Origin of the sequence: Bradyrhizobium sp. IC4060 (assembly GCF_020193715.1) — a bacterium.
Lineage (GTDB): Bacteria > Pseudomonadota > Alphaproteobacteria > Rhizobiales > Xanthobacteraceae > Bradyrhizobium > Bradyrhizobium yuanmingense.
Map to the genome: position 1 here is coordinate 848,115 of NZ_JADYVJ010000002.1, position 24,754 is coordinate 872,868.

Sequence of the window (24,754 nt, forward strand, 5' to 3'; positions counted from 1 at the left end):
CGGTAAGCGGCGAGGGGGAGGACAAGGTTGCGATGAAAGACCCCGTGGATGTCCTGATCATCGGCGCCGGCGCTTCGGGCGCGGCGGTGGCGTGGTCGCTGGCCGAGACCAAGATGCACATCCTCTGCCTGGAGCAGGGCGGCTGGATGAACCCGGCGGAATATCCCAGCACGGGCCGCGACTGGGAGGCCAAGTTCTACGGCGAATGGTCGTCGAGCCCGAACGTGCGCGGCCGGCCCGAGGACTACCCGATCAACGACGACAACTCTCCGATCAAGGTCGTGAACTACAACGCGGTCGGCGGCTCGACGGTGATGTACACCGCGCACTGGCCGCGGCTGCATCCCTCCGATTTCAAGGTGAAGACGCTCGACGGCGTCGCCGACGACTGGCCGATCGACTACGAGGCATTGACTCCGTTCTTCGAAGAGAACGACCGCATGATGGGCACGTCGGGCCTGTCAGGCGATCCGCTGTCGCCGCTGACGCATCCGCCGATGCCGCAGCAGCCGATGGGCCTGTCCGGCGCCATCATCGCCAAGGCCATGAACAAGCTCGGCTGGCACTGGTGGCCGTCGGACACCACGGTCGCGACGATGGACTACGAGGGCCGGGCGCGCTGCATTAATCTCGGCCATTGCACGCCGGCCTGCGCGCAAGGCGCAAAATCCTCCACCGACATCACCTATTGGCCGCATGCGATCCGCGCCGGCGTCGAGCTGCGCACGCATTGCCGGGTGCGCGAGATCACCACCGACGAGAACGGCATGGCCTCGGGCGTGGTCTATTACGACAAGGACGGCATCGAGCAGTTTCAGCCCGCGCATGTCGTCGTCATCGCCTGCAACGGCGTCGGCACGCCGCGGCTGCTGCTCAACTCGGCATCGGGCCGCTTCCCCAACGGGCTCGCCAATTCGTCGGGCCTCGTCGGCAAGAACCTGATGTTCCATCCCTATGCGCAGATCTACGGCTATGTGAAGGAGCCGACCGACTCTAACCGCGCGCCGCCGACCTGTCTGTGGAGCAAGCAATGGTACGACACCGACCTGTCGCGCGGCTTCGTGCGCGGCTATGGCGTGCAGTTCGTGCGCGGGGCCGGGCCGGTGTTCGAGGCCGTAGTCAGCGAGCAGAAGGGCATCTTGCCGTGGGGCGAGGATCACCACCGCGTGTTCCGCAAGCTGAACGGCCACCGGCTTGGTTTCTCCGCAATCTGCGAGGATTTGCCGGAGGAGCACAATCGTGTCACGCTCGATCCGGTGCTGAAGGACAGTCACGGCATTCCCGCGCCGAAGGTCGACTACACCATCAGCGAGAACAGCCGGAAGATGATGGAGCACGCGCTGGCGCGCGGCCGCGAGTTTCTCGAGACGGCCGGCGCGAGCGACATCTGCGTCAACTCGCCGATCCCCTGGGGCGGCTGGCACCTGCTCGGCACCGCGCGCATGGGCACCGACCCCGAGCGTTCCGTCGTCAACGAATGGGGCCGCTCGCACGATGTGAAGAACCTCTTCATTGTCGACGGCAGCATCTTCGTCACCTCGGGCGGCGTGAACCCGACCTCCACCATCCAGGCCCTCGCGCTCTACATCGCCGACCAGATGAAGCAGCGCCTCGCCAATTTGTTCGATTGAGGCTGTGATGTCCGCAGACAACCAACTGACACGCAGGCAACGCGACGATCTCCGCGCTATCGCCGCGATGATCATTCCGGCCAGCGACGAGTACAAGGTGCCGGGCGCCGACGATCCCGCGATCCAGGCCGACATGCTGGCAACGCTCGGTCGCGATACCAAATTGATGGCGGCGGCGCTGGATCACCTGGCGCGGCTCGCCGGGGGCCCGCTTGCCGAGCTCGATGCCGCCAGACGCGATGCGGTGGTGCATGAGTTTCGGAAGAGCGGCGGCGTCGCCGCCGCAACGCTCGTCCGTGTCGTGCTGCAATGCTATTACCGCGACGACCGCGTGCTGGGCTCGCTGGGGCTCGAGCTGCGCGCGCCATTCCCCAAGGGCCATGTGCTCCCAGAGGGGGACTGGTCGCTGCTCGATCCGGTCAAGGCGAGAGGTGGCTCGCTGAGGCGCCCGCCCTAGCCATCTGGGCAGTCCGGCCCTGCGCTCCAGGCGGGCCACTTGCGCCTCCGGGAGCAGGCCACCATCTGTGTGAGCCTTCGAGGACTCTTGCCATGTTGGACTTCACCTCAGATATCGCCGATGACGCACCGTCATCGCGGACGACGGCGCCTGGCCCGGCCGATGACCGGGCGCTGCTGGACGCCTATTCCAATGCTGTGATCGACGTCACCGATCGCGTCGGCCCTGCGGTCGTGCGCGTCGAGACCGGCCCCAAGGTGCCGAACGGTCGCGAGCGCGGCGGGCTCGGCTCTGGCATCGTGATCTCGCCGGATGGGCTCGTGCTCACCAACAGCCATGTCGTCGGCACGTCGAAGGAGATCCGGCTGCGCGACGTCGAAGGCCATGTCGGCGACGCCCAGGTGCTCGGCGCCGATCCCGACACGGATCTGGCGCTGCTGCGTGCCAATGGCGTGCGGCACTTGCCCTATGCCGCGCTCGGCAATTCCAAGAGCCTGCGGCGCGGCCAGCTCGTGATCGCGATCGGCAATCCGCTCGGCTTCGAATCGACCGTGACGGCCGGCGTGGTCTCCGCGCTCGGCCGCTCGATCCGCTCGGTGAGCGGGCGCACCATCGAGGACGTGATCCAGACCGATGCCGCGCTCAATCCCGGCAATTCCGGCGGGCCGCTGGTGTCGTCGCATGCCGAGGTGATCGGCATCAACACCGCGATCATCAATGGCGCGCAAGGAATCTGTTTTGCGGTGGCCAGCAACACCGCGCAATTCGTGCTGTCGGAGATCATCCGCCACGGCTATGTCCGCCGCGCCTATATCGGTGTCGCCGGGCAGACCGCGCCGGTCCCGCGGCGACATGCGGTGCTGGCCGGCGTCGAGAACAAGATGGGCGCGCTTCTGATGCAGATCGAGCCGGATGGACCAGCGGCGAAGGCAGGCCTGTTGCCCGGTGACGTCGTGATCAGGCTCGACGGCGTCGAGATCAACGGCGTCGACGATCTGATCCGCGTGCTCGACCGCGACCGGATCGGCCGCCGGCTCGCCATGGACGTGCTGCGCCTCGGCCGCCTCCGGGCGATCGATATCGACCCGATCGAGCGCAAGCCGGCGCGCTGAACCGGGCGATGACAGCGTGTATGTGCCTGACGCGGAGAGAGGCTGGCGCCTAGCCTCTACTCCGCCGCGGCGGCAAAGCGGCTGTTCTCCAGCTCCGCTTCCAGCCGCGCCGTCTCGGCCGCCGCCAGCCTGATGTTGGCCTCCTTGACGTGGCCGAAGCCGCGGATGGTCTCCGGCACGCGCGCAAGCCGCGCCAGCAGCGGGATCTGCTCCGCCTTCAGCCCTGTGATCCGCTGATCGATCATCGCCAGGTAATGCGCGATTAGCTTGCGCTCGGTCCGGCGCTCCTCGGTGCGGCCGAACGGATCGAACGCGGTGCCGCGCAGGAATTTCAGCCTGGCGAGCACGCGGAAGGCGTGGGTCATCCAGCTGCCGAACTCCTGCTTCTGCAGATGTCCGGTTGCCTTGTCGCGCTTGGCGAAGATCGGCGGTGCGAGGTGATACTTCAGCGTGAAGTCGCCGTCGAACTTCTCCGAGACTTTCTTGGCGAAGCTGCCGTCGGTGTAGAGCCGGGCGACTTCATATTCGTCCTTGTAGGACATCAGCTTGAACAGGTTCTTTGCGATCGCTTCGGTGAGCTCGGTTGACCCCGCCGAAGCCGTGCTCTCCGCCTTGCGCACCTTGGCGACGGCTGCGAGGTAGCGGTCGGCATAGGCCTTGTCCTGATAGAAGGTCAGGAATTCGGCGCGCGTCGCGATGATATCGTCGAGCGATTTCGCAGGCGCGGACGCTCTTGCCTTGAACTGGAGCACGCTGCGCACGCGCGACATGTCGTGGGCAGCGAGCCGGCCCCAGGTGAAGGCGAGCTTGTTCATCTCGATCGCAGCGCCGTTGATCTCGATGGCGCGGAGCAGGGCCTCCAGCGACAGCGGGATCGCGCCCTTCTGGAACGCAAAGCCGAGCATGAAGGGATTGGTGGCGATGGAATCGCCCATCAGTGCCGCGGCAATGCCTGTCGCGTCGATGATGTCGAGGTTGTTGTCGCCGATAGCGTCGCGGAGCACGGTCTGCATTGCGCCCATCTCGAAATCGAGATCGGGGTTTTGCACGAAGCTCGCGGTCGGCTGCAGATCGGCGTTGATGTAGGCCTTGGTCACGCCGCGCTCGGCGCGGCTCAGCGCCGTCGGGCCCGCGGAGACGATCATGTCGCAGCCGAGGATGACGTCGGCGCCGCCCGTGGTGATGCGAACCGCGGAGATGTCTTCCGGCGTCCGTGCGATGCGGACATGGCTCATCACCGCGCCGTTCTTCTGCGACAGGCCGGTGAAGTCGAGCGCCGAGCAGCCGCGGCCGTCGACATGGGCAGCCATGCCGAGCAGGGCTCCGATGGTGATGACGCCGGTGCCGCCGATGCCGGTGACGAGGATGTTGTAGGGCCCGTCCAGCTCACGCGCCGGCGGCAGCGGCAGATCCGCGAACAGCTGGCCGGAATCCACAGCCGAGGTCTTCATCCGCTTCAGCGAGCCGCCATGGACGGTGACGAAGCTCGGGCAAAAGCCCTCGACGCAGGAAAAGTCCTTGTTGCAGTTCGACTGGTCGATCTGGCGCTTGCGGCCGAATTCGGTCTCCAGCGGCTGCACCGAGACGCAGTTCGAGGCCTGCGAGCAATCGCCGCAACCTTCGCAAACGAGCTCGTTGATGAAGGCGCGCTTGGCGGGATCGGGATAGAGCCCGCGCTTACGGCGGCGGCGCTTCTCGGCGGCGCAGGTCTGGTCGTAGATGATGACCGTTAGGCCCTTGATATCGCGCAGCTCGCGCTGCACGGCATCGAGCTCGCGGCGGTGGTGGATGGTCGCGCCTTGCGGGAAGTATCCGCCTTGCGGATACTTTGTGGGATCGTCGGAGACGATCGCAAGCCGCTTGACGCCTTCGGCCCAGACTTGATGGGCGATCTGCGCGACGTTGAAGGCGCCTTCGGCGGGCTGGCCGCCGGTCATCGCCACGGCGTCGTTGTAGAGGATCTTGTAGGTGATGTTGATGCCGGCGGCCGAAGCCGCACGAAGGGCGAGCAGGCCGGAATGCGTGTAGGTGCCGTCGCCGAGATTCTGGAAGATGTGATTCTCGTTCGTGAAGGGCGACTGGCCGATCCAGTTCACGCCCTCGGCGCCCATATGCGAGATCAGATCCGTGCGGCGGGTCGGCATGCTCAGCGCCATGCCGTGGCAGCCGATGCCGGCCATGGCGCGGCTGCCCTCGGGCACCCGCGTCGAGGTGTTGTGCGGGCAGCCCGAGCAGAAGAACGGCGTGCGCGCGAGCTTGATCGGCGTGCTGGTCGTCACCGGGTTGTCGAAGGCCTCGAGCCTGGCGAGGCGCTGCTCCAGCACGGGACTGTGATGGCCGAGCTTGCGCAAGCGCGCCACCAGCGCGCCAGCGACGATGGTCGGCGTCAGCTCGCCCTCGCTCGGCAACAGCGGTGCGCCGCGCTCATCGCGCTTGCCGGTGACGGTCGGGCGCTTTGAGGCATCGACGTTGTAGAGGATCCGCATCAGCTGGTCTTCGATGAAGCCGCGCTTCTCCTCGACCACCAGCACGTCCTGAAGACCTTCAGCGAAACGTTTCGCGCCGCTTTCCTCCAGCGGCCAGGTCAAGGCAACCTTGTATATGCGAAGGCCCAGGTCCTGCGCGTCCTTGTCGGTGATACCGAGATCAACGAGCGCCTGGCGCAGGTCGAGATAGGCTTTTCCAGTCGCGACGATGCCGAGCCGCGCAGGCTTGGAATCTAGCACCATGCGGTCGAGCTGGTTGGCGCGGGCGAAGGCCTGCACCGCGGCCATCTTGGGGCCGAACAGGCGCTTCTCAGCCTCGAGCGGCGGATCGGGCCAGCGGATGTTAAGGCCGCCGGGCGGCATCTCGAAATCGTCGGGCACCACGATCTGGATGCGGTCAGGGTCGCTATAGATCGACGCGGAGCTCTCCACGGTCTCGCTGATCGCCTTGAAGCCGACCCAGCAGCCCGAGAAGCGCGACAGTGCAAAACCGTAGAGGCCGAGGTCGAGATAGTCCTGGAGCGTGGCAGGATTGATCACGGGAATCAGCGCCGCCGCGAACACCTGCTCGCTCTGATGCGCCAGCGTCGAGGACTGGCAGCCGTGGTCGTCGCCAGCGAGCGCCAGCACGCCGCCGTTGCGCGACGTGCCGGCGGCATTGGCGTGCTTGAGCGCATCGACCGAGCGGTCGACGCCCGGGCCCTTGCCGTACCAGATTCCGAACACGCCATCGACCTTGGCTCCGGGAAACAGGCCGACCTGTTGGCTGCCCCAGACCGCAGTTGCGGCGAGGTCCTCGTTCAAACCAGGGACGAAAGCGATGTCGTGCTGCTGAAGGTGCGACTTCGCCCGCCACAACGCGTGGTCGTACATGCCGAGCGGGGAACCGCGATAGCCCGAGATGAAGCCGCCGGTGTTGAGGCCCTGAAGCCGGTCGCGTTCGCGCTGCAACATGGGCAGGCGGACCAGGGCCTGTGTGCCGGACAGGAAGATCCGCTTCGATTCGAGCCGGTATTTGTCGTCCAGCTCGACCTGCAACAGCGTCATTCGGGAGTCCTCGTCTTTCGTTCGGCGGAAAGTTTGCGCTGCGGGAGGAATCGCGGCTGCGCGATGCGAATTGTGACAGTCAAAAGGATGGGCCAGCGAAGTCAATATCGCTGGCCGCATCCGTGGCGCTCCTGCTAGTCATGGCTTGCACGCGGAGAGCGCCATGACTGCAAACGCATTCGACACCGAGATGACGGAGACGGCCGAGGCCCTGATCGGGCCGTGGCGTCAGCCACGCCAGATGCTGCAGGCGCAGACCTATGACGCGCACGCCTCGATCCATGACGACGCCACCGCGCAGAAGCTCGGCTTCAAGGGCGGCACGATCGAGGGCCCGACGCATTTCAGCCAGTTCGCTCCGCTCGGCGAGCGGCTGTGGGGGCAGGCTTGGTTCGAGATAGGCTGCCTTTCAGCACATTACCGCAGCGTCTGCTACGAGGGCGAAGAGGTGCAGGCGATCCTGGCGAAGCCATTGCCCGGCACCCGCCAGTGCCAGATCCAGATGGTCAAGCGCGACGGCACCGAGGTGCTGCGCGGCACGGCATCCATCGGCGATTCGCCGGTTGCGACGGCGCTCGAGGCGCGCCTCGGCGAGCTCAAGCCGCTCACGGATCCCGTGATCTTGCGCGATGTGAAGGTGGCGCAAACCGGCAAGCGGCAGTCGGTGCGCATGGCGTTCGACCAGAACATGGGCGACCTCTATCCGTTCTCGCTGAGGCAGAAGCTCGCCGTTATCACTGAGAGCTCGCCGTACTATTCGGGCGCGGACAATCCGTGGGGCAAGCCCATCATCCCGATGGAGATGCTGAGCGTGCTGTTCCAGTACCGCTCCAAGGACGATCCGCTGCCGGCCAAGGGCCCGGCCGTCGGCCTGTTCGCCGACCAGGAGATCCGCCTGCTGAAGGGCCCGCTCTTCGAGGGCGAGGAGTATGAGGTCGAGCGCGAAGTGGTCGCGCTGTCCGGCAGCCGCCGCACCGAAAGCGCCTGGGTCAAGACGCGCGTGTTTGACAAGGCGGGCACGATGGTGGCGGCCATGCTGCTGAACATGGCGACGCTGAAGGAGTCTTACGCCCCGTATGAGGAAGAGCATCGGCAGTTGTATGGGGCGGGGCGGTAGTCCCACTCCCGTCATTCCGGGGCGCGCGCAGCGCGAGCTATGATGCGCAATTGCGCATCAGAGAATCCATCTCACCTCGCGCACTGCCGCCCGATGGATTCCGGGCTCGACGCTTCGCGTCGCCCCGGAATGACGAGCGGAGGCCGCTCATCCTTTAAGCAGATGCACGGCGCGAAGCCGTCGCACAGGGAATAAGCAGACGCCGATCGCCGGCGTAACCTTCTGACCAGACGACAAATTCCCTCGCTACCCGCGCTCAACCGCAATTGTACACAATGGCACGGCGCTTGCAGAACTCCCGGCCAGGAGAGTTCTCGCGGGGCCGTCATGTTGAACTCAGCCAAGCCGACCAAGGGCGTCGTCAGCGCCGAGCCCGAGCCGATCGCGCTCGACTGGCCCGCCACCGCGCTCCTCATCATCGACATGCAGCGCGACTTCATGGAGCCCGGCGGCTTCGGCGAGACGCTGGGCAACGACGTCAGCCAGCTCGCGCGCGCGGTGAAGCCGATCGGCGCGGTGCTGACGGCCGCGCGCGACACCGGCATGCTGGTCATCCACACGCGGGAGGGGCATCTGCCCGATCTCTCCGATGCGCCGCCGGCCAAGGTCGAGCGCGGCGCGCCGAGCCTTCGCATCGGCGATCCCGGTCCGATGGGCCGCATCCTCATTCGCGGCGAGGCCGGCCACGACATCATTCCCGAGCTCTATCCGCTCGACAGCGAAATCGTCATCGACAAGCCCGGCAAGGGGGCGTTCTACGCGACCGAGCTCGGCGAGGTCTTGGAGAAATACGGCATCGAGAATTTGCTGGTGTGCGGCGTCACCACGGAAGTGTGCGTCAACACCACGGTGCGCGAGGCCAACGACCGCGGCTATCGCTGCGTCGTCATCGCCGACGGCTGCGCGTCCTACTTCCCCGAGTTTCACGAGATGGGCCTGAAGATGATCAAGGCCCAGGGCGGCATCTTCGGTTGGGTCGCGGATTCAGCCGCAGTTCTGGAGGCAATGAAGGTTTCGACCACATAGGGGTATATCATGAGGACATTGACGGGGGCGGCGGGCAGTTCTGATCTGAACAAGTCCGACTTCAAGCCGGCGCTATGGACATCGGGCGACTGGAACGCGTTGTTCGGCTTCGGCACCAACATCCTCGTCAACATGCTGGTGCTCACGGGCCTGTTGCGCTTCGTGCTGAAGATGCCCGATAGCCTCGTGTTCGGCCGCATCCTGCCCGCGCTCGGGCTGATGATGTGTCTCTCCACCTTCTATTACGCCTATCTCGCCTATCGCCTGGCCCAGAAGACCGGCCGCAACGACGTCTGCGCGCTGCCGTCGGGCGTCAGCGTGCCGCACATGTTCATCGTGACCTTCGTGATCATGCTGCCGATCACGCTCAAGACCGGCGATCCGCTCAAGGGGTGGTCGGCGGGCCTCGTCTGGGTATTCTTCCAGAGCTTCATCCTGATGATCGGCGGCTTCATCGCGCCGTTCATCCGCAAGATCACGCCGCGCGCGGCGCTGCTCGGCACGCTCGCAGGGGTCTCCGTCACCTTCATCTCGATGCGGCCAGCGTTAGAGATGTACATGACGCCGCAGATCGGTCTCGTCTGCTTCGCCATCATCCTGGTGAGCTGGTTCGGCGGCGTGAAGTATTGGCGCGGCATTCCCGCGGGCCTCGTCGCAATCGCGGCCGGCATGATCATCGCCTGGGGCTCGAACCTGTTCGGGCTCGGCCTCGGCGGCCTGAGCATCGCGGGCGTCGGTGCGGCCTTTGCGAACTTCGGCTTCTCGGTGCCGATCCCGGCGCTTGGCTACGTCTTCTCCGGCTTTGAATTCCTCGGCATCATCCTGGTCACCGCCATTCCGTTCGGCATCTACGACCTCGTCGAGGCCATGGACAATGTCGAGAGCGCGGAAGCGGCCGGCGACGACTATCCGACCACGCGCGTGCTCACCGCCGACGGCGTCGTCAGCCTGATCGGCTGCCTGATGGGCAATCCTTTCATCAACGCGGTCTATATCGGCCATCCCGGCTGGAAGGCGATGGGCGGCCGAATCGGCTATTCGGCTGCGACCGGCATCATGGTGGTGGTGCTGTCCTGGTTCGGCATCATCTCGGTGCTGCTGGCGCTGGTGCCCGTGGTCGCGATCTCTCCGATCCTGCTCTACATCGGCATGCTGATCGGCGCGCAGGCGTTCCAGACCACGCCGGTCAAGCACGCGCCTGCGATCGTGCTGGCACTGACCCCGCACCTTGCCGCCTGGGCCAAGCTCCAGATCGATACGATGCTGGCCTCGATCATGACTGCGGCAGCAACCGTCGGCGGGATGGCGGCCGACAAGGCCGACGCGGTCAAGACCGCAGCGGTGGCGGCGCTGCCGCAGCAGGGCGTGTTCTATCACGGCCTCGAAGTCATGGGCGGCGGCTCCATCCTCGGCGGCCTCATCCTCGGCGCTATCGGTGTCTTCATCATCGAGCGCGATTTCGAGAAGGCCTCCGCCTTTGCGCTGGTCGGGGCGATCCTGACCTATTTCGGCTTCATGCATGGCGAGGCCGTCGGCATCGGCGGCGGCTTTGGCGTGACCCCCACGGTCGCGCTGGCCTACGCCGTGATGGCCGCCGGCCTGTTCGCGGCCAGCAAGCTCGGCGCCAGCGAACACTATGCCGCGCATCCGGAGATGTCGGCCGCACCGGCGGAGTAGGCCCGGCTTCATTGTTGCGGAACGGCCGGGCGGATGGTCCGGCCGTTGCTGTTTCAGGGCCGCACCGCCGGCGTTTCCATCGGCAGGCCGCGCGCGCGCGACATCAGATAGAGCTCGAGCGCGACCAGCTCGGGCGAGCCGTAATCATAGGCCTGGGCGCGGACACCGCTCATGCAGCTGCGCAGCCGTCGCTCCAGCGAGCCCAGCGTCTGCCATTCCAGTCGATACAGCGGATAGCCGGTCGGCTGTCCTTGCGTGATCGGAGCGCCCGCGAGGCGCTTGTCGAAATTGTCGTCATGGCAGTTGGTGCAGGCAAGGTTGAGCTGGCCTTCGCGCTGCATGAAGAGGTCGCGGCCCTGGTCGACAAACGGCTTGAGTTGCGGATCGTCGCCGGCCGTGATCGGATTGCCACGCGACTGGTGGGCGACGAAGGCGGACAATGCGAGCAGGTCGCGGGTCTCGTAAGGTAGCGGCGTCGCCTGCTGATGATTGGCCCGGCAGAGATTGATGCGCTGGTCGAGCGTGACGGGACGGCCGAGGGCCTTGTCGAAGGCAGGATAACGCGCCGCGACGCCCTTCATGCTGGTGCGCGCATCGCCATGACAATCGGCGCATGCCCTGTCGGCGCTGCCGGTCTTCTTCTTCCACAGCTGCTCGCCGTCGAGCACGAACAGCATGCCGGGATTGGCGGTGTCGTCGTCCTGCATCGCCCGGGAGTCCGGCCCCATGAAGGCATAGCCGGAGCGGCGCGCATCGGGCGGGATCTCTGCGGCGAGCAGGCTTGGGCCTGTGACGAGGAATATCGCCGCCGCTATCGCGCGCCAAACAATCATTCGACCGTGATCGATGCCGATGCGGTGGACGAATAGCCGTTGTCGCCGATCCACTCGAACTCGAACTTGCCGCTCTCCTTGGCCACCGTGAAGAACGATAAATATGGGTTCGCCGCGATCGCCGGAAACAGGTCGGCGCGAAAGACATCGGCCCCGTTGTAGCGGCAGATGAAGCTCGTGATGATGTCGCGCGGCACGAGCTTGCCGTTCGCGGTGTGGCGGAATCCCGTTTCCATGATGTGCGAGGTCAGCGTGCGGATCTCGATGATCTCGCCGCGTTTGGCTTTCGAGGGAACGTTGATGAGGGCGGCCATCAGTTCATCTCCTCGGTGCAGGCCGCCAGCGTCACGACGACATCGGCGGCAACCTGCCAGAACGTGTCGTCGGACAGGCGCGCGATCGCGACCACCTTCTGGGTGTCGGCGAGCCGGATCCGGGTCGAGACCTGGGCGCGGCCGGAGGAAGGACCAAGATAGAAATTGCCGATGTTCGGCTGCGGGTTCTTCTCGTTGAAGACGTGGATGCTCTTGACGTGGTCGTCCGCCGTCATCGGGCTTGCAACGCTGACCGTCATCGGCACCGTATTGCCGTTCTCGACCAGCGGCGGAATGTCGAGCCTGATCCTGCCGTTGCGAAGCTGGGCTTCGCCGACGAGGTTACGGATCGCAGCGTTGAGCATCGCCGGCGTCGCTTGAAGCGGCCGCAGCGTCACGATCGGGACCGTGCCGGCGACTGTCACGCATCCGGCGAGGTTCAAGAATTGTCGTCGCGTGGTTGGCATGAAACCTAGTCCCGAAGCGTTGCAAGAAAAGCCACGATGTCCTCGATCTCCGCAGCCGACAGGATCGGCTTGCCGGCGAAGTTGCGTCCGACGCGGACGAGGCCGTCGTTGCGATAATAGGACGGCATGATGGTGTCCGGATTGAAGCGCGAGGCATCGACCAGTCGAAGCCGCAACTGGCTCGCGGACCACCGGTTCCCGGCACCGGCAAGATCAGGCGCGAGGTCGCCCTGGAACCGCGTTTCCGGAAATGGGCCGGAATGGCAGAGGATGCAGGTCGTCGTGCGTGCGAGCACCAGCGCGCGCCCACGCGTGGCATCGCTGGGCGAGCCGGTGAGCGAGGCGGGAATGCCGTCGCCGACGATTGTGTAGGGCACGAGCTCGTCCGCGCTCGCGCTGCAGGCGAGGCTGGCAGAGATCAGCGCTGCGATATGGATCGGTGCTCTAGCCAAAGGTGTCCGCCGTGATGGTTTCAAACCAGCGCTCGGCCTCGTCCGCCTCGCGGGCGCGCAATTCGCGCGGCGCGTCGACCGGGCTGGTGGCGCCGCCCTCGACCTCGGCGAAGATGTCGCCCCTGGGCTCGTAGTTGCCGGCCAACGAAAAGCCGTAACCGGGCGCGACGACGTTGTAGCAGACGCCTGTCAGGCGTGGCGTCTCCGGCGCGCGGCCTGCAAAGAGATTCACGATCGCGCCAGCACAGGCCCTGCCTTGCGCGCTCGCAGCGGATGCTGATTTGGGAATGCCGCCGCCGAGGCAGGCATCGCCGATGACGTGGACGTTCGAAACGAGTTTCGACTCGAACGTGACGGGATCGATCGGGCACCAGCCCGTCGCGTCCGCAGCGCCCGCGATGGCGGCGATGCGCCCCGCGCGCTGCGGCGGGATGACGTTGGCGACGTCAGGGGTGTAGTTGCCGAACTCCGTGACGATGGTTCGCATCGTCGGATCGACCGAGGTGACGCGGCCGCCTTGCGACAGTGCGACGCGCTCGATCATGTCGCCATAGAGCTCCTTCCACGCTTTCTCGAACAGCCGCTGCTGAGAGAACGCGTCCTTGGCATCGAGGATCAGAACTTTCGACCGCGGCTTTCTCGACTTCAGGTAATGCGCGATCAGGCTCGCGCGCTCGTAGGGCGCTGGCGGGCACCGGGAAGGATTGGCCGGGATTGCAATGGCGATCGTGCCGCCGTCCGCCATCGCTTCCAATTGCCGGCGCAGCAAAAGCGTTTGCGCGCCGGCCTTCCAGCCGTGCGGCATCGTCTCCGATGCGGCGTCGTCGTAGCCGGGCAGGGCTTCGAAATGGAAGTCGATGCCGGGCGAGAGCACGAGGCGGTCATAGCCGAACGTGGTGCCATCGCCCGTCGTCACACGACGTGTTTGCGTGTCGATGTTCGTCGTAGCCTGTGTGACGATGCTGATGCCCCCGGCGGCAAGCTTGTCATAGGCGAACTGCTGCGCCTCGATCTCGCGCAGGCCCGCGATCACCTCGTTGCTGAAGGGACAGGAGATGTAAGTCTTGTTCGGCTCGATCAGGGTGACCTGCAATTTAGCATCGGCGCGCTTGAGCGCGCGGGCGCAAGCGGCGCCGCCGAAGCCGCCGCCGACCACGACGACGCGGCCCGCCGATTGCGCGCGCAGGATCGAAGGGGCGGCGAGCGATGTAGCCGCGACGGCGATGCCGAGGACGGCATTCCGCCGCGTCACCGGCGCATTCATGAGACCTGTCCGGAAAATGCTGCGGCGGCCGATACGGCCGCCGCGATTTGTCCTTTGAGCATGATCTTTTCGGACAACCGCTCCACACTTCTCCGGATCATGCTTTACGCGAAGGTGATGTTCTGGTCGCGCAGCGGCACATGGCGGATGCGCTTGCCGGTCGCAGCGAAATACGCGTTCAGCACCGCCGGCGCCGCGATGCCGATGGTCGGCTCGCCGACGCCACCCCAGAACCCGCCGCTCGGCACCATCACCGCCTCCACCTTCGGCATCTCGTTGATGCGCATCGAGTTGTAGGTGTCGAAGTTGGTCTGCTCGATCTTGCCGTCCTTCACCGTGCAGCCGCCGTAGAACAGCGCGGAGAGGCCATAGACGAAGGAGCCGGCGACCTGTCGCTCCACCTGCGCCGGATTGACGACGTAGCCGGGGTCGGTGGAGGCGACGATGCGATGCACCTTGATCTTGCTGCCCTCTGTCACTGAGATCTCGGCGGCGCCGGCGACATAGCTGCCATAGCCCATCACCTGCGCGATGCCGCGATAGACGCCTTGCGGCGCCGGCGTGGTCCAGCCGATCTTCTCGGCCACCGCATTGAGCACCGCGAGGTGCTTGGGGTGGTTGCCCATCAGCTTGCGACGGAATTCGAGGGGATCCTGGCCTGCGGCATGGGCGAGCTCGTCCATGAAGCATTCCATGTAGATCGCGTTGTGGTTGACGTTGACGCCGCGCCAGAAGCCGGGCGGGACGTGCGGGTTGCGCATCGCATGCTCGACCAGAAGGTTCGGCACCGAATAGCCGAATGCGGCTTCGCCGGATTGGGCGACGCCCTGGAATGCCGCGGGATCCATGCCGTTCTGCAACGCTTCGGGGCGGAGCGAGAACAGGATCGATTGCCCGGACAGGCGGTAGTGCAGCGCGATCAGGTTGTTGTTGGCATCGAACGCGCCGGTCATCTTGCACTGGGTGATCGGGTGATACCTGCCGTGCGCCATGTCCTCTTCGCGCGACCACAGCAGCTTGATCGGCGTGCCCGGCATCTGCTTGGCGATCATAACCGCCTGGCGGACATAGTCGGTCTGGCCGCGCCGGCCGAAGCCGCCGCCTAACATCACCTTGTGCACGTCGCACTTCTCCGGCGGCAGGCCGGACGCTTCCAGCACCGCTGCAAACGCCGCCTCGCCGTTCTGCGTGCCGCACCAGACCTCGCATCGGTCCGCCGTGTAGAGCGCGGTGGCATTCATCGGCTCCATCGTGGCGTGGTTCTGGTAGGGATAGGAGTAGACGGCCTCGACCTTCTTGGCGGCGCCGGCAATCGCGGCCTTCGCGTCGCCGTTCTTGTTGCCGACATAGGCCGGCTGCGCATTGTCGAGGCCCTCGGCCAGCCATTTCGCAATCGACTCGCTGGAGACCTTGGCGTTGTCGCCTTCGTCCCAGACGATCGGCAGCGCCTCCAGCGCGGTCTTGGCGTGCCACCAGGTGTCGGCAACGACCGCGACCGCGGTATCGCCCACCTTGACCACCTTCTTGACGCCTTTCATGTTGGCGATCTTGGCTTCGTCAAAGCTCTTCAGCTTGCCGCCGAACACCGGGCAGTCCTTGATCGCGGCGTTCAGCATGCCCGGCAGCTTGACGTCGACGCCGTAGATCATCGCGCCGGTGGTCTTGTCGGCGGTGTCGAGCCGATTGACGCCCTTGCCGATCAGCTTCCAGTCCTTCGGATCTTTCAGCTTGACGTCCGCCGGCGGCGTCAGCTTCGCCGCAGCTTCGGCGACCTTGCCATAGGTCGTGGTCCGGCCCGAGGGCGTATGGGTGATGACGCTGTTCTGGGCCCTGCATTCGGAGGCCGGCACCTTCCAGGCGTCGGCTGCGGCCTGGATCAGCATCACGCGCGCGGTGGCGCCGCCCTTGCGGACATAGTCCTGCGAGGAGCGGATGCCGCGGCTGCCGCCAGTCGAGAAATCGCCCCAGACGCGCTTGCGCGCGACGCTCTGGCCGGGCGTCGGATATTCGGTTGTGACCTTGGTCCAGTCGCATTCGAGCTCCTCGGCAACGAGCTGGGCGAGGCCGGTCAGCGAGCCCTGGCCCATCTCCGAGCGGGCGATGCGGATCACCACGGTGTCGTCGGGCCTGACCACGACCCAGGCGCCGATCTCCGGCGAGCCGTCGGCGGCGCGGACCACGGCGGGGCCGCCGAAGGGCAGGTCGAGGCCAATGGCAAGGCCAGCACCGACCGCAGCGGTGCCGATGACGAAGGCGCGGCGGTTGAGCCGCGGCGATATATGCTTGTTCATGTGGGGATTTCCTTACGCGCTCGCGATCGTGTGGATCGCCTCGCGCACCTGCTGGAAGGTGCCGCAGCGGCAGATATTCGTGATGGCCTCGTCGATGTCGGCGTCGGTCGGCTTCGGCTTCTCGTTCAAGAGCGCGGCCACCGCCATGATCATGCCGCTCTGGCAATAGCCGCATTGCGGCACGTCCTGGGCGATCCAGGCCTCCTGCACCTTGTGCAGCGTATTGCCCGAGGCGAGCCCCTCGATGGTGGTGATCTGCTTGCCCTCGGCCTCGCTGATCGAGATGCCGCAGGAGCGCATCGCAACGCCATCGAGGTGAACCGTGCAGGCACCGCATTGTGCAATGCCGCAACCGTATTTGGTGCCGGTCAGGCCGGCATTCTCGCGGATTGCCCAGAGCAGCGGCGTATCCGGCTCGACGTCGAGCGTGAAGGGTTTTCCGTTGATTGTTAGGTTTGCCATCGCAAGTCCCCTGATTGGCCCAATCCACCGATTGAACTCAGGGGCGCAATGTGTGCGGCAAACTGGAACGGTTCAAATCAACAGTCCGAGGTTCAAATCAACAAACCGAGCGCGACCAGGGCGCTTGGCCCCCGCTCTGGGTATGGACCGGGACGCCGTTTTGGCTCATCCCTTCGCAATCGATTCGGACTTGAGGCCTTGTTCCGAGGGCGCCAATCCGCGGCTTGAGGCGACGTCCGGCTGTGAATGCCGGTTCCAGGGCCCCGCGCGGCTTGCGCTGCGGCGACAGTTTGTCCCTATTGCCGGGGTGCAAGTCGCGGGCGCTTTGGTACACTGCGCCGACGCAAAAGGAGTTCCATGAACGTGCCGAGTCCCTGCAACGTACTGATGCTCTACCCGCTGTTCTCGGCAGAGTCCTTCTGGACCTTCGGCGAGTCCTGCAAAGTGCTGGGCGTCAAGCGCCCGGCCGCCCCCCTGGGCCTGATCACCGTCGCCGCGATGCTGCCCGAGAGCTGGACCGTCCGGCTGATCGATTGCAACACCGCGCCGTTCGGGGAGGAGGATCTCGCCTGGGCCGACGTCGTCTTCACCGGCGGAATGTTGCCCCAGCAGGCCGACACGTTGCGTCTGATCGAGCTCTGCCGCGCTGCCGGCAAGCCGGTCGTGGTCGGCGGACCCGACCCCACCTCGAGCCCCCATATCTATGAACGGGCCGATTTCCGGGTGCTCGGCGAGGCCGAGAGCGTCATGAACGAATTCATCGCGGCCTGGGAGAGCGGCGCGCGATCCGGCCTCTTCACCGCACCGAAGTTCCAGGCCGACGTCACCAAGACGCCGGTGCCGCGTTTCGACCTGCTCAAGTTCGAGGACTATCTCTATCTCGGTGTGCAATATTCGCGCGGCTGTCCCTTCACCTGCGAGTTCTGCGACATCATCGAGCTCTACGGGCGCGTGCCGCGGACCAAGACGATCGAGCAGATGTTCGTCGAGCTCGAGACGCTCTACAAGATGGGCTATCGCGGCCATCTCGACTTCGTCGACGACAATTTCATCGGCAACAAGAAGTCGCTACGGCAGTTCCTGCCGAAGCTCGCCGAATGGCAGCGCACGCACGGCTATCCGTTCGAATTCTCCACGGAAGCCTCGGTCAATCTCGCCGACGACCCGGAGCTGTTGGAGCTGATGGGTGCGGCCAATTTCTTCGGCATCTTCGTCGGCATCGAAAGTCCGGACCCGGCGACGCTGGTCGCGATGCGCAAGAAGCAGAACACGCGGCGCAACATCGCCGAGAGCATCCACAAGATCTACGCCGCCGGCATGCTCGTCACCGCGGGCTTCATCGTTGGCTTCGACAACGAGAAGGTCTCGATGGCGGAGGCGATGATCGACTTCATCGAGGAGGCGGCAATCCCCGTCGCCATGGTCGGCCTGCTCTATGCCTTGCCCAACACGCAGCTCACGCGCCGGCTGGAGCGCGAAGGCCGGCTGCATTCCGGGCACGACGTGGCGCCGACGATTGGCGCCGATCAGTGCACGGCGGGCATCAATTTCGATCCGGTCCGCCCGTTGCGCGACATTCTGACGGACTACAAGCGGGTGCTGGAACACATCTACAGCCCGGCGGCCTATGCAGCACGTGTCGACCGCCTGATGACGCTGCTCGACCGGTCGAGGCAGCGTTCCGAGCTTGCCGAAGGCGATATCCGCTCCAAGCTCGGAGCCATGGAGACCGTGCACAAGGTGGTGTCCGCGCTTCCTGAGGCGCGGGGGCCGCTCTGGCAGACCTTCATGAACTGCGCCAAGCGCGACACGTCGTCCGCGCGCATCGCCGTGCAGATGATCGCGGCCTATGCGCATCTCGGACCGTACTCCCGCAAGGTCATCGCGGCGATCGACCAGCGCCTGGCCGCGCTGGACAACGAGGCCGTCTCTCCTGTGGCTGTCGGCGTGACGGCGGCCTGAGGCCTTACTTCACCGCGAGCCGCAGGAAGCTCATCACGCTGCCGAGCGCGGCAAAGCCCGCGCCGAGCGCCAGCGCCAGCGTCGCGCCCTCGTGGCCAGCGAGTGCGAAGCAGGCGGCGGCCAGCGCCGCGCCGGTGGTCTGCCCGGTCAGGCGCGCGGTCGCGACGATGCCGGAGGCGCTGCCGCTGCGGTGCGGCGGCGCGCTTGCCATCACCGCCTTCATGTTCGGCGCCTGGAAGAAGCCGAAGCCCATGCCGCAGATCACCATCCGCCAGATGATGTCGGCAATGGCGGGATTGGGCGGCAGCGTCGCCAGCAGCGCCATGCCGAGACCGAGCAGCACGAGCCCGATGCCGCCGAGCAGGCCGACGGCATGGCGGTCGGAGAGGCGGCCTGCGATCGGCGCCATGATGCCGACCACCAGCGGCCAGGGCGTCATGAAGAAGCCGGTCTCGACCTGCGAGCGGCCGAGCACATCCTCGAAATAGAACGGCAGCGAGACGAAGGCGAGGCCCTGGACGGCGAAGGAGCACACCGCCGTCGCCGCCGACAGCGCGAACATCGGCCTGGCGAACAGGTCGATCGGCAGCATCGGCGCGGGATGATCGGCGTGGCGGCGGGTCAGGATCACGCCGAGCACGAGGGCGGTGACCAGCTCGATGCCGACCACGAATGGCGACAGATTGTGCGCGGCGCTGCCGATGCCGGTGATGAACAGGCCGAGGCAGGCGGTGGCCAGGATCGCGCCGAGCAAGTCGAAGCCGTGATCGGCGCGCGGGGTCTTCGGCAGCATGGCAAAGCCAATGCCGATCGCGATGAGGCCGAACGGGATGTTGACGGCGAACAGCCACGGCCACGGTCCGAGCGCGAGGATGGCAGAGGCGATCGAGGGCCCGATGGTGAAGGCGGTCGCGACCACCAGCGCGTTGTGGCCGAAACCGCGGCCGAGCATGCGGCCGGGATAGACGAAGCGCACCAGCGCGGTGTTGACGCTCATGATGCCGCTCGCGCCCAGCCCTTGCAGCGCGCGCGCCAGCAACAGGCTGTCGAGCGACCAGGCCACCGCGCAGAACAGCGAGGCAATGGTGAACAGGATCAGGCCGCCGAGATAGATGCGCTGGTGCCCGACGATCTCGCCGAGCGCTCCGAGCGGCAAGAGCGTCGCCACCAGCGCGATCTGGTAGACGTTGACGACCCAGACCGACTGCTCCGGCGTGACGTGCAGGTCGGCGGCGATGGCCGGCAGGGCGATGTTGGCAATGGCAGTGTCGAGCGAGGCCATCGCGAGCGCAGTGAAGATCGCGGCAACCGCCCAGCGCCGCTGCGTCGACGGAAGACCGTCGGCGGTGGGATGGTCGGGCTCGCGCGCGGCGGCAGGTAACGTGATCGTCATTTTTGTTGGCGCGCTGCTCCGGCGGCGTAGCCATGGGGGACGTTCGGCATGTACTACGGAGGCGCCGGCTTCCACAGGCGCAAGCTTGCATGCTGTGTATGCGCGAAGGTCGGGCGACGCGCTTGCGCTGCGGGCGCAAGGGCGAGGCCAAAAGAAAAGTCGAAAAACAACCCCATGCACAGTAGGAGGCCCTTTGATCGACAAGGCATTTTCCCGCCGTGTCGCAAACGGCGGTCGCAGCCGTGATCACGTTGACCCGTCGGGCAAAACACTGGCAGGATGCCAGCGTGGCAGCGATCAGGCCGGGAGCAGGCCGCATGCGCGTCCTGCGCCGCCTCCACCACGCCGACGTTGAGACAGATCAACACTCGACCTGCGCGGCCGCCCGAACTTTCCATCAGCGCATCGATGGAAGGGCGGCTACATGCAGATTCTGCTCAGGGAAATCCGGAATACCCCTTTGCTCTGGATGCTGGCCTTCGTGCCCATCGTGCTGGTGGCCGAGACGGTGGCGCCACATTCCCATACGCTGCTGTTTGTGCTCGCGGTGCTGGCCATCGTTCCGCTGGCGGCGCTGCTCAGCCACGCCACCGAGGCGGTTGCCGCGAAGACCGGCGATGCCGTGGGCGGATTGCTCAATGCAACGCTCGGCAATCTGACCGAGCTGATCATCGCCATCACGGCGCTGCGCGCCGGCCAGTACATGCTGGTGAAGGCCTCGATTGCGGGCGCGATCGTCACCAACGCGGTGTTCATGCTGGGCGCCTGCCTGTTGCTGGGCGGCCTGCGCTATCATGTGCAGGAATATAACCGCGCCGGTGCGCGGCTTTCGTCCGGCCTATTGCTGATGGCGACCGTCGCCTTGCTTGCGCCTTCGGCGGTCGCCGATCTCGACCACCTGCCGCAGGGCGGGGGCATCCTCAACAAGCTCAGCCTCGGCATTTCGGTCCTGCTCATCGCAGCTTACGGGCTCGGCCTGTTGTTCTCGCTTCGAACGCACAAGGAATTGTTCGCAAGCGCCGGTCACGGCGACGACGACAAGGAGGCGCACTGGCCGATCGGAACGGCCGTCGGCACGCTGCTGGTCGTCACCGTGCTGGTCGCGCTGGTCAGCGAGATCTTCGTGGAATCGGTGCAGAAGGCGGCGGAAACCTTCGGAATGAGCCCGGCCTTCGTCGGCTTCATCGTCGTCTCGCTGGTCGGCGCCGCCGCCGAATTCGCGGTGGCCTTCGCCGCGGCGCGCAAGAACCGGCTCGACATGGCCGTCAGCATCGCGCTCGGCAGCGCCTCGCAGATCGCGCTGTTCGTCGCGCCCGCTCTGGTGCTGCTCAGCTATGTCGTGGGGCCGAAGCCGATGGACCTGCAATTCTGGCCGGGGGCCGTCACCATGATGATGATCGCGACGGTGACGTCGGCCTTCATCACGGCCAGCGGGCGCTCGGCCTGGTTCGTCGGCGCCCTGCTGATCTTCATCTATGCGGTGTTCGCGCTGACGCTCTACGTGGTCCCGCCGGCGGGGCAGGGGTGAAGTTCGGTGCCCTTCGATCTCGCTCCGGCAGGCTATTGGTCGTACGAGAAAATGCCAGTTCCAGGCCGCGATCGTCGGCGTCAGCCCGGGTGCATGGCGGCGCGATGCGCAGGGATCAGCAAACCGCGAAGGTTGGGCGTGCTTCGTCGAAATCACCTTACGGCACAAACGTGATGAGCTCGTAGACGACGACCGCAGCGCCGAGACAGCGCCGCCAGGGATTCACGCCGCGGATAATCTCATCGGCGCCCCAAATCACTAGTCCGCTTTTAAAGACGATTGTCAGGGCGACGCTGGCTCTTCCCGCGGAAGGCCAGATCCAAAGCAGAAGGCCCGCGACGATCACGATCCATAGGATGAGGTTAGGCCATTGCGCGATGGTGATGGCACCGGTTTCGCGGCTCCTGAAGAACCAATCGAGGAATCGGCGCACGATCACCGCGTCGGTCAGATCACGACCTCACCCTCTTCGCGGCCCGTCCAATAAGTGATGCGCTTGGCTTTGACCTTGATCAGGACGATGCCCGGCGTATCGATTCCGTTGTCGAACCACTTGTCGAGGTCGCTGGTCCAATGCTGTTGGAAGGCGGCCTTGTCGCGGATCAGCTCGGCAGTCCCTTCGACCGCGAGGTAGATTCCCTTCGAGAATAGGCCCGCCTCCGATGAGAATCCGAGCGCTACCTTGGGATTTCGTTGGATGTCCGATACCGTTCGCGCCTGTTCGTAGGTGAAGTAGTACGAGGTGCCGTCGTAGGCGACGTCGCCGTTGTTGCTCATCGGACGGTTGGCAATCTCGCCGTTCTCGGTGTGCGTCGAGAGAATGGCGATGTCGATGCCGGCCATTTCCTTTGAGATTTCGGCGAGCGATTTCTTGGGCATGAACTTTCCTCCAGTGGAGCGGAGGCAACGATTGGATTGGGCCCATGTTCCCCGAAGCCGGGCACGAAGTGCGCGCCCGCAGTTCAGCAATGACTCGCTTATTGCCGGCGGCGGTCTGGCGGTTGGCCGCCATGCTCGCCGAAAATGGCCGCAGGTGCGGCCCTGCGCTGGTTGTCGCGCTGGCCGGCTCGTCAAGACCCGACGTGACGACCGACCTCGACCTGATCCTCCCAGTCCTCCCATTCGACATTGTTGATGTGGAGGTAGCTCGAGACGGCCGAGCCGATGGTCGGAAAGAACTGGGCTTCGCCGACCTGCGCATACAACCCGAACCGCTTCAGCTTGTCCTTCACGGGATCCTTCAGCTCGGCAAAGCAAAGTTCGATGCTCCTGACGTGGAGCGCCTCGTCCAGTTCGGCAATTGTGTCGCAGGCGGTGACGTCGACGCTCGTGACCGGTTCGGCGGCGACGACCAGCCAGCGCACGGGTGTCGGCGATTGCTCGACCGCGGCCAGAATACGTTCCTTGAAGAACTCGGCATTGGCGAAGAACAGCGGCGCGTCCCAGCGGAACAGCACCAGTCCGGGTATCAGGCGGGCATCGGGATATCTCGTGATGTCGTGATAGCCCTTGACGCCCTGCGCCCGCCCGAGAATTGCGGAGTGCGGACGCCAGCCGTCCCACAGAAACTCGGCAATGGCGACCGCGATGGCGAGGCCGATTCCGGGAATTGCGCCGAGCACGGCTACGCCCACGAAGCACAGCACGGTCAACCAGAATTCCCAGCGCTGGATCCGGTAGATTCGTTTGAGATCACTGATCTCGATCAGGCCGATTGCGGCTGCGATCACCACGGCGGCCAATGCGGCATTCGGCAGGTGCTGCAACAGGTTTGGCGCAGCCAACAGAAGGAACGCGATCGCAAACGCGCCGACGACACATGTGAGCTGGGTGCGGGCGCCGGCGGCTTCGGCAACGGGCGTGCGCGAGGAACTGCTGCTGATCGGGAAGCCCTGGAAAAAGCCGGTCGCCAAATTGGCCGCGCCGAGGCCCACCATCTCCTGGTTCGGATCGACCTTGTCGCCCAGACGAGCAGCATAGGTTCGCGACAACACGCTGGTATCGGCGAACGAGACCAGAGCGATGGCGCAGCCGCCGGCCAGCACGGGGATCAGATCGCCATAGCCGATCCTGGGAATGGAGAAGGCCGGCAGACCTTGTGGAAGTGGCCCCAAGACTTTCACACCATAACCAGTTCCCAGATCAAGGAGTGAGACGACAAGGGTCGCTCCGACGACGGCAATCAGGATTCCCGGCAGTCGCTTGCTGTCCTTGAGCAGCAGGATGACGATCAACGTACCAAGTCCGACTGCGAATGCGGCCCAATTGATCTTGCCATCACCGATCCCAACGGCGATCGCCCATAGGTCTCTCAGCGGTCCTTCGCTTTCGATCGAGAAGCCGAGCAGCTTTGGCAACTGGCTGATCAAAACGGTCAGCGCGATCCCGTTCATGTAGCCGTACCGTATCGGCTTGGACAGCAGCTCCGTCACGAACCCTAACCGTGCGATGCCGGCCACAATGAGCACCGTTCCCGAAACGAGCGCCATCATGGCGGCAAGCATTGCGGCGCGGACCGGATCGCCGCCGGACAGGGGGACGATGACGCCGAGGATGACAGCTGCCAGCGCCGAGTCCGGTCCGAGCACGATGATGCGGCTCGGACCGAACATCGCGTAGGCCAGAAGCGGGACGATGGTCGCGTAGAGGCCGTGGATGCCCGGCAGACCGGACGCCACGGCATAGGCAATTCCGACCGGGACAAGCATGGTCGCCAGCACGAGACCTGCGAAGACATCATGCCGAAGCCAGGCCGCTTCGTAGTACCGAAGCGTATCGATCCCGGGCACCCAACGCGTCCAAACGTTCACCGCGCGCACTCCAAAGGCCGGTCGCCATGCGAAGCGATCGCCGGTCAACAGACGATCAACACGGATATCTGCAGTCACGTGTCGGCTCGCCGATAGCGCGCGACGATCTCGCAACGACTCGACCACTCGCTTGACGCAAATCAACGTTGCCGTAACCCCGACTATTCCGCGGCGCAGCAATCCTTGGGACGAGAGCCTTCGCTCCTAGACCTGATACCGCAACCCGCCATCCACCGAAGGGCCGAGAGCCTTTTTCTGTGCCATCCTTCGCGACGCCCGCTCAGGCGGGCTCCTGAGCAGGGAGTGTGTGGCTGCAGTCTCGGAAGACACTGACGCCGATTAGCCTCATCCTGAGGAGGCGCGTAAGCGCCGTCTCGAAGGACGAGGCGTGCGCACCGGCCAAGTCATGTGCGATAACCTGGCCA

At 65.3% G+C, this 24,754-nt stretch carries 20 protein-coding genes; 8 read left to right on the forward strand and 12 right to left on the reverse strand.

Annotation, left to right across the window (positions count from 1 at the left end; all coding sequences use genetic code 11):
• Positions 1–32: 32 nt before the first annotated feature.
• From I6F16_RS10890 to I6F16_RS10900, 3 genes are all read left to right on the forward strand, one after another.
• Entirely contained in the window at positions 33–1,631 is a 1,599-nt protein-coding gene (locus I6F16_RS10890) for a GMC family oxidoreductase (RefSeq protein ID WP_225112699.1), read from the forward strand.
• A 7-nt stretch (positions 1,632–1,638) separates the two neighbouring features.
• Positions 1,639–2,088, forward strand: a complete 450-nt coding sequence (locus I6F16_RS10895) for a gluconate 2-dehydrogenase subunit 3 family protein (RefSeq protein WP_225112698.1) — start codon at positions 1,639–1,641, stop codon at positions 2,086–2,088.
• 92 nt (positions 2,089–2,180) lie between these two features.
• Positions 2,181–3,200, forward strand: coding sequence for a trypsin-like peptidase domain-containing protein (locus I6F16_RS10900; RefSeq protein WP_225112697.1), 1,020 nt, complete (start codon positions 2,181–2,183; stop codon positions 3,198–3,200).
• A 56-nt stretch (positions 3,201–3,256) separates the two neighbouring features.
• On the opposite strand, the gene I6F16_RS10905 is transcribed toward I6F16_RS10900, so the two are convergent.
• Complete coding sequence (locus I6F16_RS10905) at positions 3,257–6,733, reverse strand: indolepyruvate ferredoxin oxidoreductase family protein (RefSeq protein WP_225112696.1); 3,477 nt, start codon at positions 6,731–6,733, stop codon at positions 3,257–3,259.
• Between the two features lie 163 nt (positions 6,734–6,896).
• On the opposite strand from I6F16_RS10905, the gene I6F16_RS10910 reads away from it, so the two are divergent.
• The 3 genes from I6F16_RS10910 to I6F16_RS10920 all read left to right on the forward strand — a co-directional run bounded on the left by I6F16_RS10910 (position 6,897) and on the right by I6F16_RS10920 (position 10,553).
• Positions 6,897–7,850, forward strand: coding sequence for a hypothetical protein (locus I6F16_RS10910; RefSeq protein WP_225112695.1), 954 nt, complete (start codon positions 6,897–6,899; stop codon positions 7,848–7,850).
• A 327-nt stretch (positions 7,851–8,177) separates the two neighbouring features.
• Entirely contained in the window at positions 8,178–8,876 is a 699-nt protein-coding gene (locus I6F16_RS10915) for an isochorismatase family cysteine hydrolase (RefSeq protein ID WP_057026813.1), read from the forward strand.
• 9 nt (positions 8,877–8,885) lie between these two features.
• A complete protein-coding gene (locus I6F16_RS10920) occupies positions 8,886–10,553 on the forward strand; it encodes a regulator (RefSeq protein ID WP_225112694.1) in 1,668 nt (555 codons plus the stop codon).
• 53 nt (positions 10,554–10,606) lie between these two features.
• Here the strand turns inward: I6F16_RS10920 and soxA are convergent, their stop codons facing one another.
• The 7 genes from soxA to I6F16_RS10955 all read right to left on the reverse strand — a co-directional run bounded on the left by soxA (position 10,607) and on the right by I6F16_RS10955 (position 16,636).
• Positions 10,607–11,386 (reverse strand): sulfur oxidation c-type cytochrome SoxA, encoded by a 780-nt coding sequence (gene soxA, locus I6F16_RS10925; protein ID WP_225112693.1) that lies wholly within the window; start codon positions 11,384–11,386, stop codon positions 10,607–10,609.
• A complete protein-coding gene (gene soxZ / locus I6F16_RS10930; protein ID WP_225112692.1) occupies positions 11,383–11,700 on the reverse strand; it encodes a thiosulfate oxidation carrier complex protein SoxZ in 318 nt (105 codons plus the stop codon). Before soxZ ends, soxA begins: the two co-directional genes overlap by 4 nt.
• The gene (locus I6F16_RS10935) at positions 11,700–12,167 is read right to left on the reverse strand and encodes a SoxY-related AACIE arm protein (RefSeq protein WP_225112691.1); all 468 of its coding nucleotides are present in this window, start codon (positions 12,165–12,167) and stop codon (positions 11,700–11,702) included. The genes soxZ and I6F16_RS10935 overlap by 1 nt, the downstream gene beginning before the upstream one ends.
• Positions 12,168–12,172: 5 nt before the next feature.
• On the reverse strand, positions 12,173–12,619 hold the full coding sequence (gene soxX / locus I6F16_RS10940) for a sulfur oxidation c-type cytochrome SoxX (RefSeq protein WP_036004323.1): 447 nt from the start codon (positions 12,617–12,619) through the stop codon (positions 12,173–12,175).
• Entirely contained in the window at positions 12,612–13,883 is a 1,272-nt protein-coding gene (locus I6F16_RS10945) for an NAD(P)/FAD-dependent oxidoreductase (protein ID WP_225112690.1), read from the reverse strand. The genes soxX and I6F16_RS10945 overlap by 8 nt, the downstream gene beginning before the upstream one ends.
• 104 nt (positions 13,884–13,987) lie before the next feature.
• A complete protein-coding gene (locus tag I6F16_RS10950) occupies positions 13,988–16,174 on the reverse strand; it encodes a molybdopterin cofactor-binding domain-containing protein (protein WP_225112689.1) in 2,187 nt (728 codons plus the stop codon).
• Positions 16,175–16,186: 12 nt separating this feature from the next.
• Positions 16,187–16,636 carry a (2Fe-2S)-binding protein gene (locus I6F16_RS10955; protein WP_225173687.1) on the reverse strand — a complete coding sequence of 150 codons (450 nt, stop codon included), beginning with the start codon at positions 16,634–16,636 and terminating at the stop codon, positions 16,187–16,189.
• Between the two features lie 357 nt (positions 16,637–16,993).
• On the opposite strand from I6F16_RS10955, the gene I6F16_RS10960 reads away from it, so the two are divergent.
• On the forward strand, positions 16,994–18,598 hold the full coding sequence (locus I6F16_RS10960; RefSeq protein ID WP_036004332.1) for a B12-binding domain-containing radical SAM protein: 1,605 nt from the start codon (positions 16,994–16,996) through the stop codon (positions 18,596–18,598).
• A 4-nt stretch (positions 18,599–18,602) separates the two neighbouring features.
• Here I6F16_RS10960 and I6F16_RS10965 read toward each other — a convergent pair whose 3' ends face one another.
• Positions 18,603–19,991, reverse strand: a complete 1,389-nt coding sequence (locus I6F16_RS10965; protein WP_225112688.1) for an MFS transporter — start codon at positions 19,989–19,991, stop codon at positions 18,603–18,605.
• Between the two features lie 424 nt (positions 19,992–20,415).
• On the opposite strand from I6F16_RS10965, the gene cax reads away from it, so the two are divergent.
• Positions 20,416–21,519 carry a calcium/proton exchanger gene (cax, locus tag I6F16_RS10970; RefSeq protein WP_225112687.1) on the forward strand — a complete coding sequence of 368 codons (1,104 nt, stop codon included), beginning with the start codon at positions 20,416–20,418 and terminating at the stop codon, positions 21,517–21,519.
• A 157-nt stretch (positions 21,520–21,676) separates the two neighbouring features.
• Here cax and I6F16_RS10975 read toward each other — a convergent pair whose 3' ends face one another.
• The 3 genes from I6F16_RS10975 to sulP all read right to left on the reverse strand — a co-directional run bounded on the left by I6F16_RS10975 (position 21,677) and on the right by sulP (position 24,329).
• Positions 21,677–21,952, reverse strand: coding sequence for a hypothetical protein (locus I6F16_RS10975; RefSeq protein ID WP_225112686.1), 276 nt, complete (start codon positions 21,950–21,952; stop codon positions 21,677–21,679).
• A 14-nt stretch (positions 21,953–21,966) separates the two neighbouring features.
• Positions 21,967–22,398 (reverse strand): pyridoxamine 5'-phosphate oxidase family protein, encoded by a 432-nt coding sequence (locus I6F16_RS10980; protein WP_036004340.1) that lies wholly within the window; start codon positions 22,396–22,398, stop codon positions 21,967–21,969.
• A gap of 191 nt (positions 22,399–22,589) precedes the next feature.
• Positions 22,590–24,329, reverse strand: a complete 1,740-nt coding sequence (gene sulP / locus I6F16_RS10985) for a sulfate permease (RefSeq protein WP_225112685.1) — start codon at positions 24,327–24,329, stop codon at positions 22,590–22,592.
• Positions 24,330–24,754: the final 425 nt, after the last annotated feature.